Genomic DNA, 13828 nt, shown 5'->3' with positions numbered 1-13828 from the left:
TAATCTAACCCTTTTTACTGCATTAATTTATGAGAGCACTTTTAAAACTGCGACACTAATATCATCAATAACATTTTCTTGTTTTGAACGACTGTTGGTAAGGAACATTTCAAGCTTACCTGCATTTTCAAAGTAGAAGGAGGTTCCCTTAGCATTGAATACCACCAATAAGTGCTCTGCTCCACCGTGAATCTCATAAACAATCCACCCGCTATTCTCAGCAGCTGTATGGACAAAGACATGACGGTAAATTTCTTCATATGTTGGATAAGAGAAGGCACTGATTTGCGTTTTTAGGCGGATAATCTGACGAATAAACTCAATGCTGTCTTGGCGTTCATTAATCAGATCCCAGTTGACTTGGTTAACACTGTCCGGAGCATTATAGCTATTCATAGCACGTTCTCGGTCTGCAGGAGTTAGTTCTCCATGTTCACCAGTTGGAATCAACTTAGTTCGACCAAACTCTTGACCTAGTTCTATAAAGGCCATTCCTTGCATGAGAAGATTCATAGCTGTCGCTGTCTCAACCTTGCGCATAATCTGGTCGGAACTCTTATCAGGATGAAGGGTTGCTAGCAAGTCATGAAGATTGTAATTGTCATGAGCTTCAACATAGTTGAGAACTTGGTTTGGACTGAGATAAGATCCCAACTCTCGGCTACCAAGAATAGCCTTGGCGACGATTGGTTCTGTAGCAGCACCACTCACAAATCCTGATTTGATTGCTCCATAAACTTCTCCTCCTTTGATCGCATCACGCTGATTATCGTTAAAGAAACCTATATTTGGCATCTGATAGGCGTTATCCTTCTTAGCCTTGTCATAAGGAGCAAGACCTGTTCCCATATCCCAGCCTTCTCCATAAGTGAGAATACGCGGATCGACCTCATCCAGTGCCCAACGAATTGCCTGCATAGTTTTGACATCATGAATGCCCATCAAGTCGAAACGGAAACCGTCAATATTGTATTCTTTCACCCAATAAAGGATGGAATCAATCATATACTTGCGGAACATCTCGTGTTCACTTGCAGTTTCATTTCCTACCCCCGTACCGTTTTGAAAAGTTCCATCACGATTCATACGATAGAAATAATCGGGAACAGTTGTCTGGAATGGAGCGTCCACTGTTGAGAAGGTATGGTTATAAACCACGTCCATGATGACACCAATTCCTGCATCATGATAGGCCTGAACCATAGTTTTCAGATCACGAATGACCTGCCCTGGATCATCTGGATTACTAGAAAAACTTGGTTCTGGTGCATTGTAGTTTTGAGGGTCATAACCCCAGTTATAGGTTACATTTCCATCCTCATCGTATTCCTTATGGCGATCAAAGATAGGCTGAAGTTGAACATAGTTGCAGCCAAGGTCTTTAATATAGTCAAAGGCGGTTGCTTGGCCGTACTGGTTAACTGTTCCAGTCTGGGCAGCACCAAGGAAGGTTCCACGGAGATGCTCTGCAACTCCAGATGTCGGAGATTTGGTTAAATCTCGGATATGCATTTCACAGATAACTGCTTTACATGGATTTTCCAAACGCCATGGAGCTTCTGTCCCATGTTTGACTTCAAATCCTTCTACTTGTCTGTCTTTGCGAGAAAGAATTACAGAACGTTTGCCGTCAGGACTTGTGGCAATCGTGTAAGGATCTCTCGTCAAAGTCTGGTGGTGAGGAAAGTCAATCTGATACTGATAAGCCTTGCCAGCAAGATTCTCATCTAAATCTAGACTCCAAACCCCAATAGTATTGTACTTATGGCTATATGAATAGCTATTCCCACGCTCTAGATTAAAGGTTTTCCAAATCGGAGCATCGTTGCTGGTATTTTCATAGACAACCACCTGTACAGATGTAGCCGTAGGAGCCCAAAGTTTAAAGCTTGTCTGATAATCTGAAAGGCTATAACCTAGTTCTCCTTGGTAACCCCAGTGGTGATCAAAACTAGCGCTATGGATTGCTTTATCAAAAGCAAATGGATTTTGATCTTTGTAGTAAGGACTAGCAATGGCTGGGTTTTCAGAATAATAAACCGTCTCGTCGCCCTCTAAAATCCAAACTTCAGTCAGAAGCGGATAGTAGTTATAACGCACGGGATATTCCTTAACTTTCCCATCAAACTCGACAGAAAACTTCAGGTTTTCTAACTTTTCTTGACTTGTGACCGTAAAGGAAAATTTTGCTCCAAAAAAGTCATTCTCATAATACAATTTTTCAACATTGTCCGCCTGTTTACTACTAAATGAACAGGCCGCATAATCCCCATTTTTTCGATGAAAATGGATGACTACAGGGTAATTATACATTTCTTTTCCTAATTTCTAATTTCAATTTACAGTTTTTATATAGAGCTGATAGATTCAGCGATTGAATGTTTGACTGACAATAGACTTAACCTATGTAAAAACACATCAGGAGAGACAGTTTCAGATTATCTGACACCTAGTTTTCTACTATCATTACATACTTTCCAGCCAAGCTTCATCTCGAACTTCGATACCTAGTTCTTGTGCTTTTTGCAGTTTACTTCCAGCATCTGCTCCTGCTACGACAAGATCCGTTTTCTTGGATACGCTACCTGTTACTTTGGCACCTAGACTTTCGAGTTTACTTTTTGCTTCTGAGCGTTTGAGACGTTCCAATTTTCCTGTCAGTACAACGGTCAAACCGGACAAGGCTGCATCTGCTACTACTGTCTGTCCTTTGTAGTCCAGATTGACTCCAGCTTCTTTCAACTCGTCTAAGAGAATCTTCGATCCTTCTGTAGCAAAATAAGTCTGAAGGCTTTGAGCAATCACACCACCCAAGCTCTCGATACTTGCCACTTCATCTGGATTAGCTTGGACTAGATTTTCAATAGAGTGGAAATGTTGGAGCAAGAGCTGACTTGCTTTACTTCCGACATGGCGAATTCCCAGACCAAATAAGAGCTTTTCAGCAGAGTTTTCCTTAGATGCTTGAATGGCCTGATGCAGTTTCGAGGCTGATTTTTCCTTGACGCCCTCTAAAAGGAGGAAATCGTCTTCTTTCAAACGGTAAATATCTGCCACATCTTTGACTAAATTGGCAGCAAAAAGCTTTTCAACGATAGATGGACCAAGTCCTGTAATATTCATGGCATCTCGAGAGGCAAAGTGAATCAAACCTTCCATGATTTGGGCAGGGCATCTTGGATTGATACAACGAAGAGCCACTTCATCTTCAAAATGAAGCAAATGACTGTCACAACTTGGACAATTAGTCGGAATATCTAGTTTTTCTTCAGAAACACGCTTAGACTCTACCACACGCAAAACAGCAGGAATGATGTCCCCCGCCTTATAAACGATAACCGTATCATCTTTGCGGATATCCTTTTCAGCAATATAATCTACGTTGTGCAGTGTTGCACGACTAACAGTTGTTCCAGCTAGTTGTACTGGTGTTAGATTTGCAGTTGGGGTCACAACACCCGTACGACCTACTGTCCAGTCAACTGAGAGTAGTTGGGCTTCTTTTTCTTCAGCAGGGAACTTGTAAGCTACTGCCCACTTGGGTGCTTTAACGGTAAAACCGAGTTCTTCTTGACCTGCTAGGTCATTGACCTTGATTACCACCCCATCAATGTCATAAGGTAAATTGTCCCGTTCTTGTCCAACTTCTTGGATAAAGTCCCATATCTCATCTATACTTTTAGTCAATATTCGTTTAGGATTAACCACAAAACCTAGTTGTTCTAGGTGCTTCAAGACCTTTTCTTGGCTATCACGAGTAGAAGGGCTTGCTTCTTGATAGAGGAAAGTGGCAAGATTGCGTTTGGCTACTACTGCTGTATCCAACTGACGCAAAGTTCCAGCCGCCGCATTACGAGGATTAGCAAATTCAGGCTCTCCATTTTCTTGGCGAGCTTGGTTGACTTGGTCAAACGAAGCGCGTGGCATATAACACTCTCCACGAACGGTAATATCAAGTTCTTCTGGCAAGGTTAAAGGAATGTCCTTGACACGCTTGAGATTTTCTGTGATATTTTCACCAACAGAACCATCTCCACGTGTAGCACCGACAACCAAAATCCCATTCTCATAAGTAAGAGAGATAGACAAACCATCGATTTTTAGCTCACAGATATAGGTGGGTTGGGGTAATTCCTTTCGAACACGCGCATCAAAAGCTTCTAACTCTTCACGTGAAAAAGCATCCTGCAAACTATAAAGAGGATACTGATGACTGTATTTTTCAAAACCATCTAAAACCTTACCACCAACACGATGGGTTGGACTGTCTGCTAAAACTTGATCTGGATAGGCAGCTTCCAACTCGACCAACTCTCGGTAGAGGCGATCGTACTCGCTATCTGAAACCGAGGGATTATCACTCGTATAGTACTCGGTCGCATAGCGGTTGAGTAAGGCAACTAACTCATTCATTCTTTCATTCATAATCCCATTTTACCACAAAGCAAGCCCTCCTCACAATAGAGAAGGACTGAAAAATGATTCGTAGTGAAATATTTTCTAAAAAAGAGAAATTATAACTCTTTTTTAAAATGACTTCGTACATAAACGAGGGATAAACAAGACAGGATAATAACCCCGCTTCCAATTATCAAGAAAGAAGAGAGATGAACACTTGGCAGCACTGTCATAAAGCCTTTTGCAATCGGCATAAATAGGATGGCTAATGTAAAAATTGTGCTTAGCACCCTCCCCAAGTATTCCCCCTCAACCTTGGTTTGCACCTGAGTAAAAAAGTGAATATTAAAAATCGTCATAAACAGTTCACAAACTAAATTTCCAGAAAAGGAAAGAAAAGTTGGCAGTGGTAATCCCATCATGAAAACTCCAACTCCAGTCAAGGCCAATAGAATCAAAAGATTATAAACACCTACCTTTATTTTGCTAGCTAGAAGAGCTCCGATAATCGAACCAATAGCGCCCATAGTTAAAATAGTTGCATAAGCTCCTTCTACCCCGTATAGTCGATTTGAAAAAGGGAGGAGAAATTCAAAAGCTGCAAAAAAGAAATTAACACTGGAAGCTACTAACAAGAGGAAAAAGATCTCTTTCTGGTGCCAGATATAGCCAAGTCCTTCCTTCATATCAGCAAAAATATTTTTCCAACTGAAAGTCTTTTTCTCTTGTTCCTGAGTCTCTTTTTGGGGGAGAAAAGCTACTAAAGTAAATGCGATGAAAAAGCTAATGGCATCTAAAACAAGCGTCATATGGAGACTGGCAAATTGTAAAACGATGAAAGAAAGTACAGGGGAGCTAACGCCTACAACCTGCAAAACGAGCTCTAAGCGAGCATTATAGGTTACAATCTCGTCTTTCTCCACAACCTCAGTTATAATGGCTTTATTCGCGGTACGAGAAAATGCAAAGGCAACCGCCTGTACAATGTTGGCAAAAATCAAGGCAGCAATCATCAAGCTATCATTTCTGATGAAAGAAATAGCTAAACAGAGAATACCGCAAACCAAGTCTGTCGTCATTAAAATTTTGCGTCGCGAAAAGCGGTCTGAAATCACTCCGCCAAAGGGATTGACCAGAATCGATGTGACGAGTTCAGAAATCTGATAAATCCCAAGAACAGTCTGTCCTATCGTTCCCATTGATGCTAACCAAACACTATTTCCATAGTCATAGAGCATATTCCCGATTTTATTAATAGCCCCACGACTAATCAGCTGGATTGCATGTCGATTCATATAAAAGCTCCTCTCAATTTTGAAACTATTGTATCAAAACTGAAAGGAGCCACTCTATTTTTCCCTTATTTGGGAAATTTAATCTTTTACAAATTTTTCATAATGTTCCTGATAATAAGACACTTGCTCTGGAAGTCCAAGCACATCAAAAATACGCATGGCTTCCTGCATCTGTCTACAACCTTCTTCTTTCTGACCTCCCTGGTAGAGGGCAAAACCTTTGAGATAATGGAAGATATTGCGCTCATAAAACTTGATACCATTTCCAATCAGCTTCTCTACATAACCCCCGAAATAGTCCGCATCCGTAAAGGAACGGTTCTCCAAACAATGCTGGTAACAGTTAAGAGCTAGAATCAAAACGAGTTTTCGATGTCTACCAATTTCTTTATAGTACTCTTCTCGCTCCATAACTTCTCTACCAATCCGAGCCACATAGTCCACATTGTAGAAAGTATAAAGATTACCAAAAAGGATCAACTCATACATAGTCCATTCTTCTGTTTGAAAAAGATAATCTGCTACCTTTTCCAAATCACTCTGACTCATCGTGTAATGAGCATCTCTTTGACAAATCAGCCCCTGTAACAAAATCCAATTCAGCTCAAAATAGAGGGGATTGGTCGAACTCTTTGCTTTCTTGAGCTGTTCCTTTTGAAGCTTTTGAAAACCTGCAATATCATTTGAGTAGTAAAGCGGAATAATCTGCGCCATCAAGGCAACATGTTCATGATTTTGAAAATCCCTAGCCTTGTCCATGAAATTTTCAATAGTCACATGAATATTATCCAAAATCTCAAAGAAACGGGAAACTGCTAGATCAGACTCTCCAAGCTCGAAGCGAGATAATTGAGAGGTTGAACATGATTCACCTGCCGCCTCTTTTAAGGAGTATTTCCCACTTGTTCGAAATTCACGAAATACCTTTCCAAGATGTTCCATTTCTTACACCTGCTCCGATAATTCTTCCCACTCAAGCATAGCTTCTTCCTGACGATGGCTAATTTTGTCCAGTTCAGCCTGCAATTCCATGAGCTTTTCAGCATCGTTGGTTTCCAGCATTTGTTCAGAAATGGCTTGACTTTGAGTTTCTAACTCTTCAATTTCAGCTTCTAGATTTTCGATTTGTCGCATGAGCTTACGGGCTTCTTTCTGACTTTCTTTCTGAGCTTGGTAGTCATTAACTGAACTTGCTTCTTTTGCTTGATTGCTAGTTGAAGCTTCCTCAGCCTGAGTCATTTCTACTTCTGCTTTCTTCTCAACATAGTAATCGTAATCACCCAAGTAAAGAGTCGAACCATTCTCGGACAATTCCAAAACATGAGTGGCTACACGGTTGATGAAATAACGGTCGTGACTGACGAAAAGAAGGGTTCCATCAAAGTCAATCAGGGCATTTTCTAACACTTCCTTGCTATCAATGTCCAAGTGGTTGGTTGGCTCGTCAAGGATCAGGAAGTTGTTGTTTTCCATAGACAATTTAGCCAAAAGTAAACGAGCTTTCTCGCCACCAGACAGCATCCCGACTGATTTTTTAACATCATCTCCTGAAAAAAGGAAGGCGCCAAGACGGTTACGGATTTCAACTTCTGGTGTCAGTTTAAAATCATTCCAAAGTTCATCCAGAACAGTATTACTTGATGTCAGCTTGCTTTGAGTCTGGTCATAGTAGCCAACCTCAACATTGGCCCCAAATCGCTTTTCTCCTTTGATAAAAGGAATCTGATCTACTATTGACTTGATAAAGGTTGACTTCCCAATACCATTTGGTCCTACGATGGCAACAGCATTCATCTTACGGAGGTCGAGATTGATTGGCTCTGACAATATTTCCTCATTATAACCAATGGCTGCATTTTCAACGGTCAAAACAACATTTCCCGACGTTTTTTCAGACTGGAAGGTCATGTTGGCTGATTTCTTACCAGCTTCAGGCTTGTCCAAACGCTCCATTTTTTCCAATTGTTTCCGACGAGATTGGGCACGTTTGGTTGTCGAAGCTCGTACTAGATTACGATTGACAAAGTCTTCCAGAGCGGCGATTTCCTTCTGCTGCTTTTCATAGTTCTTAGCTTCCGTTGCTAGCTTTTGCTCTTTTTGTTCAACGAAACGAGAGTAATTGCCTACATAACGATCCAAGGAATGCTTAGTCAAATCGAGTGTAACCGTCGCAACCTTGTCCAAGAAATAGCGGTCATGACTGACAATAATGAGGGCACCGCTATAGTTTACCAAGTAATTCTCTAGCCAGGCTATGGTTTCGATATCCAAATGGTTGGTTGGCTCGTCCAGGACCAAGAGATTGGGCTTTTCAAGGAGCATTTTTGCTAGAGCTAGACGAGTATTTTGACCGCCAGAAAGCTCAGCAATTTTCATCTGCCACATAGTCTCATCAAACTTGAAACCATTCAAGATAGCACGGATATCAGCTTCATAGGTAAAGCCACCAGCCTGACGAAAATTCTCTGACAAACGATCATAATCCGCCATCAGTTTATCCAAATCCTCACCAGACTTTTCACCCATCTCCAGTTCCATCTGACGAAGTTGCTTCTCGGTTCGACGCAAGTCATCAAAGACATGGAGCATTTCATCATAAATGGTATTTTCAGACTCAAAACGGCTATCTTGGGCTAGGTAAGACAGAGAGATATCTTTTTTCTTATTGATTTCCCCACTAGTCGGCTCCTCTTCTCCAACCAAAATCTTCAAAAGAGTAGACTTACCCGCTCCATTTCTCCCGACGAGGGCAATTCGGTCTCGTTCATCTACTTGCAGATTGATATTATCAAAAAGAACCTCTCCTGCAAATGAACGTTCAATTTTATTAGCTTGTAAAATAATCATATAGGTAGTATAGCATGTTTCCCTAAGGGGTTCAAGACTATAGAATCCATTTCATTTCAAGCTTTTTCAGAAAGTTATGCTAACGTTTTACTAAAATGATAAATCGTGATATAATGAAAGCGATTAAAAGAATTTACAAAAAAGGAGATCCTCTATGACTTATCAAGAAAACTATCAAAAATGGTTAGATTTTGCTGAACTTCCTGACTACCTTCGTCAAGATTTGGAAAATATGGATGAAAAAACAAAGGAAGATGCCTTCTATACAAATCTTGAATTTGGTACTGCTGGTATGCGTGGTTTGATTGGTGCTGGTACAAATCGTATCAATATCTATGTTGTTCGTCAAGCAACTGAAGGTTTGGCTCGTTTGATTGAGTCAAAAGGTGGAAATGAAAAAGAACGTGGTGTGGCAATTGCCTACGATAGCCGTCACTTCTCACCAGAATTTGCCTTTGAATCTGCTGCAGTTCTAGCAAAACATGGTATCAAATCTTATGTATTTGAAAGCCTTCGTCCAACTCCTGAACTGTCATTCGCTGTTCGTCACCTCAACTGTTTCGCAGGTATCATGATTACTGCCAGTCACAACCCTGCTCCATTTAACGGTTACAAGGTTTATGGAGAAGACGGTGGACAAATGCCTCCACACGATGCAGATGCTTTGACTACTTACATCCGTGCTATCGAAAACCCATTTGCTGTTGAAGTTGCTGATGTGGAAGCTGAAAAAGCTTCTGGTTTGATTGAAGTCATCGGCGAAGCTGTTGACGCGGAATACCTCAAAGAAGTTAAAGATGTCAACATCAACCCAGCCTTGATTGAAGAATTCGGTAAAGACATGAAGATTGTCTACACACCACTTCATGGTACTGGTGAAATGTTGGCTCGTCGTGCTCTTGCCCAAGCTGGATTTGACTCTGTTCAAGTTGTTGAAGCGCAGGCAACTCCGGACCCAGACTTCTCAACTGTAAAATCTCCAAACCCAGAAAGCCAAGCAGCTTTTGCACTTGCTGAAGAACTTGGTCGTCAAGTTGGTGCAGATGTTCTTGTCGCAACTGACCCAGACGCTGACCGTGTTGGTGTTGAAGTCCTTCAAAAAGATGGAAGCTACCTCAACCTGTCAGGTAACCAAATCGGTGCCATCATGGCTAAGTACATCTTGGAAGCCCACAAAAACGCAGGAACTCTTCCAGAAAATGCTGCTCTCTGCAAATCAATCGTTTCAACTGACTTGGTAACGAAAATTGCTGAAAGCTACGGCGCAACCATGTTCAACGTTTTGACTGGTTTCAAATTCATCGCTGAAAAAATCCAGGAATTTGAAGAAAAACACAATCACACTTACATGATGGGGTTTGAAGAAAGCTTCGGTTACTTGATCAAGCCATTCGTACGTGATAAAGATGCTATTCAAGCTGTTCTTGTCGTTGCTGAACTTGCTGCCTACTATCGCTCACGTGGTTTGACACTTGCTGACGGTATCGAAGAAATCTATAAAGAATACGGCTACTACGCAGAAAAGACTATCTCTGTAACCTTGTCTGGTGTTGACGGTGCTGAGCAAATCAAGGCTATCATGGCTAAATTCCGTGACAATGGTCCGAAAGAATGGAACCAAACAGCTATCACTGTTGTAGAAGACTTCAAAGCACAAACTTCTACTACTGCTGATGGTATTGTAACTGCCTTAACAACTCCTCCAAGTGATGTTTTGAAATACACTCTTGCGGATGGTTCTTGGATCGCTGTTCGCCCTTCAGGTACAGAACCAAAAATCAAGTTCTACATTGCCGTTGTGGGTCAAAGCAACGAAGATTCACAAGCTAAGATTGCTAACATCGAAGCAGAAATCAATGCCTTTGTAAAATAAGCAAGATGAAAGATGAGATAAAACGATCTCATCTTTTTTTCGTATCAAATCCGAGCAATTTTAGAAACTTTGTGGCATACTAGTTTTATCAAAAAAAGAGAGGTATTCTTATGAATCAGTTTTTAGAAGATATTAAAGACCTTGAAGTGACTACAGTTGCACGTGCACAAGAAGCACTCAATAATAAAGAAACAGCAACCTTCTTTATTGGTCGTAAAACTTGTCCTTACTGCCGTAAATTTGCGGGTACATTGGCAGGTGTCCTAGCTGAAACTAAAGCACACATCTACTTCATCAACAGTGAAGAACCAAGTCAACTCAATGAGTTGCAAGAATTCCGTTCACGTTATGGAATTCCAACTGTTCCAGGCTTTGTCCACGTTGCAGATGGTCAAATCAATGTCCGTTGCGACTCTTCAATGTCAGCACAAGAAATCAAAGAATTTGCAGGATTGTAAAAGACAATAAAAGAAGGCACTCGCCTTCTTTTTTATATATCTGTCAGTGGTGTTGCGGTATCTGGGGAAGTATCGTAAACCTTAAAGTCCACTCCTACACCCAGATCAGCTTGTGCTAGCTGATTGACCATGGTCATATGAGCCAGTTCCTTGATATTGTTCTCTTTGGATAAATGCCCAAGATAGATTCTCTTAGTCCGATTTCCCATTGCACGAATCATGGCCTCAGCACCGTCTTCGTTAGAAAGGTGACCGATATCCGATAGAATTCGCTGTTTGAGTCGCCAAGCATAAGAACCTGCTCTCAAGATTTCCACATCGTGGTTGGACTCGATGAGATAACCGTCAGCATTCTCGACAATCCCTGCCATACGGTCACTAACATAACCTGTATCGGTCAACATGACAAAACTCTTGTCATCTTTCATAAAGCGATAAAACTGAGGTGCGACTGCATCATGGCTGACCCCAAAACTCTCGATGTCGATGTCACCAAAGGTTTTGGTTTTACCCATTTCAAAAATGTGCTTCTGCGATGAATCCACCTTGCCGAGGTACTTGCTATTTTCCATAGCCTGCCAAGTTTTCTCATTAGCGTAAAGGTCCATACCATACTTACGAGCCAATACACCGACTCCATGAATATGGTCGGAATGCTCATGCGTAATCAAAATCGCATCCAGATCCTCAGGTTTGCGGTTGATTTCACTCAAGAGACTGGTAATTTTCTTACCAGACAAGCCTGCATCCACTAAGATTTTCTTTTTTGGGGTTTCCAGATAAAAGGAATTTCCACTGGAACCTGATGCTAAAATACTGTATTTAAAGCCTATTTCACTCATTCTAGTCTTCTATTTCGTCCTCCCATATTTCTTCTTTTACGGCATCCTTATCATAAGGGAGCACTATGGTAAAGGTTGAGCCCTTACCGTATTCACTTTTGGCCCAAATAAAGCCATTGTGTTGTTTGATAATTTCCTTGGCAATAGCCAGACCTAGACCAGTACCACCTTGAGCCCGACTTCTTGCACGATCCACACGATAAAAGCGGTCAAAAATCTTCGGCAAATCTTGCTTTGGAATACCTAGACCTTGGTCTTTGATAGATAAAATCATCTGGTCTTCAGTGGTTTTCATGCTGACAGTAATTTTCCCACCATCTGGTGAGTACTTGATGGCATTGTTGAGAATATTATCAATCACCTGAGTCATCTTATCGGTATCAATCTCGATCCAAACTGAATTGATAGGATAATCTCTAACCAGCTCATATTTTTTCTCCTCATCCTGACTTCTCATCTTATCAAAACGATTGAGGATAAAGGTGATGAAGGCTGTAAAATTAATCAATTCCACATCCAACCGAGTAGTCGCATTATCAATACGAGAGAGATGCAAGAGATCTGTCACCATCCGCATCATACGGTTGGTTTCATCAAGCGAAACCTTGATAAAATCAGGAGCAACAGGATCATACAAGGCTCCCTCGTCCAAGGCTTCAAGATAAGATTTAACACTCGTCAAAGGAGTCCTCAACTCATGGCTAACATTGGACACGAAGAGTCTCCGTTCACGCTCTTCCTTCTCCTGTTCAGTCGTATCGTGCAAAACGGCAACCAAACCAGAGATGAATCCAGACTCACGACGAATGAGTGCAAAACGCACACGAAGACTAAGATATTCTCCATTAGCATTTTGGGAATCAATCATCAATTCAGGAATCTGTGTAATGAGGTCACGCAGTTCATATTCATCCTCTATCTTAAGCAATTCTAGGATGCTTTTGTTCAATGCTTCTTCTTTTACGATACCCAGCTGTTTCTTAGCCATATCGTTAATCATGGTAATCTGACCACGGCGATTGGTTGCAAGAACTCCATCTGTCATATAAGAAAGAATACTGTTAAGCCTTTTTGTTTCTTGCTCCAGATTTTCCTGTGTTAAACGAATGACCTCAGACAAATCATTGAGGTTATTGGTGATGTTGGTGATTTCAGAGCTTCCTTGCATATCCAAAACTCGAGAATAATCCCCTGCAATCAAATCCTTGACCTTTTGATTAATCTGCTTTAGCCGAATATTATCACGGCGATTTTCTAGCAATAGCAAGGTGACCACCAAGATAAAGCCCAGCAAAATCAAGATAAAGATAAAATCACTGGTCAGAATCGTTTGTCTAATATCTTCAATCATTATTTCTCATATAGTAACCCACACCACGACGTGTTAGGATGTATTCTGGACGGCTTGGAGTGTCTTCGATTTTTTCACGCAAACGTCGGATGGTCACGTCCACTGTACGAACATCACCAAAATAGTCATAACCCCAGACAGTCTCAAGCAAGTGTTCACGAGTAATAACTTGTCCAATATGGGAAGCCAAATGGTATAAGAGCTCAAACTCGCGGTGAGTCAAATCCAGTTCCTCACCGTATTTCTTAGCCACATAAGCATCTGGAACGATTTCCAAATCGCCAATCTGTAGGGGTTGGGATTTCTTTTCATCAGTTTCTTGACTATCCACTGAAGCGAGGTCCGTACGACGGAGCAATGCCTTCACACGCGCTTGCAACTCACGGTTTGAGAAGGGCTTGGTGACATAATCATCTGCCCCAAGTTCTAAACCGATAACCTTGTCAAACTCGCTATCCTTGGCAGATAACATAATGATAGGAACACTGCTCGTCTTACGAATGGTCTTAGCAACTTCTAAACCATCGATTTCAGGAAGCATCAAATCCAGGATAATAATATCTGGTTGCTCAGCCTCAAATAGCTCGATGGCTTCTCTACCGTTAAAGGCTGTTACAACCTCATAGCCTTCCTTGGTCATATTGAACTTAATAATATCTGAGATTGGTTTCTCATCATCTACAACTAATATTTTTTTCATATGTTCACCTTTTCTCTATCTATTATAACAAAAAAATGTAAAGAAGGCACAAATGGCTAATATC

Annotated in this window: 10 protein-coding genes; 2 read left to right on the top strand and 8 right to left on the bottom strand. The window is 41.2% G+C overall.

Going from position 1 to position 13828, the window contains the following annotated elements:
- Positions 1-27 precede the first annotated feature (27 nt).
- From pulA to K1I53_RS01470, 5 genes are all read right to left on the bottom strand, one after another.
- Positions 28-2313 carry a type I pullulanase gene (gene pulA, locus K1I53_RS01490; protein WP_223327763.1) on the bottom strand — a complete coding sequence of 762 codons (2286 nt, stop codon included), beginning with the start codon at positions 2311-2313 and terminating at the stop codon, positions 28-30.
- A gap of 153 nt (positions 2314-2466) precedes the next feature.
- On the bottom strand, positions 2467-4425 hold the full coding sequence (gene ligA, locus K1I53_RS01485; protein WP_223327761.1) for an NAD-dependent DNA ligase LigA: 1959 nt from the start codon (positions 4423-4425) through the stop codon (positions 2467-2469).
- 89 nt (positions 4426-4514) lie between these two features.
- Positions 4515-5693: an MFS transporter gene (locus K1I53_RS01480; RefSeq protein ID WP_223327760.1), complete on the bottom strand. Its 1179-nt coding sequence runs from the start codon at positions 5691-5693 to the stop codon at positions 4515-4517.
- A gap of 78 nt (positions 5694-5771) precedes the next feature.
- Positions 5772-6635, bottom strand: a complete 864-nt coding sequence (locus tag K1I53_RS01475; protein ID WP_223327758.1) for an Rgg family transcriptional regulator — start codon at positions 6633-6635, stop codon at positions 5772-5774.
- A gap of 3 nt (positions 6636-6638) precedes the next feature.
- Positions 6639-8540 (bottom strand): ABC-F family ATP-binding cassette domain-containing protein, encoded by a 1902-nt coding sequence (locus tag K1I53_RS01470; protein WP_223327756.1) that lies wholly within the window; start codon positions 8538-8540, stop codon positions 6639-6641.
- 154 nt (positions 8541-8694) lie between these two features.
- On the opposite strand from K1I53_RS01470, the gene K1I53_RS01465 reads away from it, so the two are divergent.
- Positions 8695-10413, top strand: coding sequence for a phospho-sugar mutase (locus tag K1I53_RS01465; protein WP_223327754.1), 1719 nt, complete (start codon positions 8695-8697; stop codon positions 10411-10413).
- Between the two features lie 110 nt (positions 10414-10523).
- Positions 10524-10871, top strand: coding sequence for a thioredoxin (locus K1I53_RS01460; protein ID WP_223327752.1), 348 nt, complete (start codon positions 10524-10526; stop codon positions 10869-10871).
- 32 nt (positions 10872-10903) lie between these two features.
- Here the strand turns inward: K1I53_RS01460 and K1I53_RS01455 are convergent, their stop codons facing one another.
- The 3 genes from K1I53_RS01455 to yycF are packed head-to-tail and all read right to left on the bottom strand — an operon-like array spanning position 10904 to position 13764.
- Complete coding sequence (locus K1I53_RS01455; RefSeq protein ID WP_223327750.1) at positions 10904-11713, bottom strand: MBL fold metallo-hydrolase; 810 nt, start codon at positions 11711-11713, stop codon at positions 10904-10906.
- Between the two features lies 1 nt (position 11714).
- The gene (vicK, locus tag K1I53_RS01450; RefSeq protein WP_223327744.1) at positions 11715-13064 is read right to left on the bottom strand and encodes a cell wall metabolism sensor histidine kinase VicK; all 1350 of its coding nucleotides are present in this window, start codon (positions 13062-13064) and stop codon (positions 11715-11717) included.
- On the bottom strand, positions 13057-13764 hold the full coding sequence (yycF, locus tag K1I53_RS01445) for a response regulator YycF (RefSeq protein WP_000723165.1): 708 nt from the start codon (positions 13762-13764) through the stop codon (positions 13057-13059). Before yycF ends, vicK begins: the two co-directional genes overlap by 8 nt.
- Positions 13765-13828 lie beyond the last annotated feature (64 nt).

Origin of the sequence: Streptococcus oralis, assembly GCF_019929365.1 — a bacterium.
Taxonomy (GTDB): domain Bacteria; phylum Bacillota; class Bacilli; order Lactobacillales; family Streptococcaceae; genus Streptococcus; species Streptococcus oralis_BT.
This window is presented reverse-complemented; position numbering and strand designations above follow the sequence as displayed.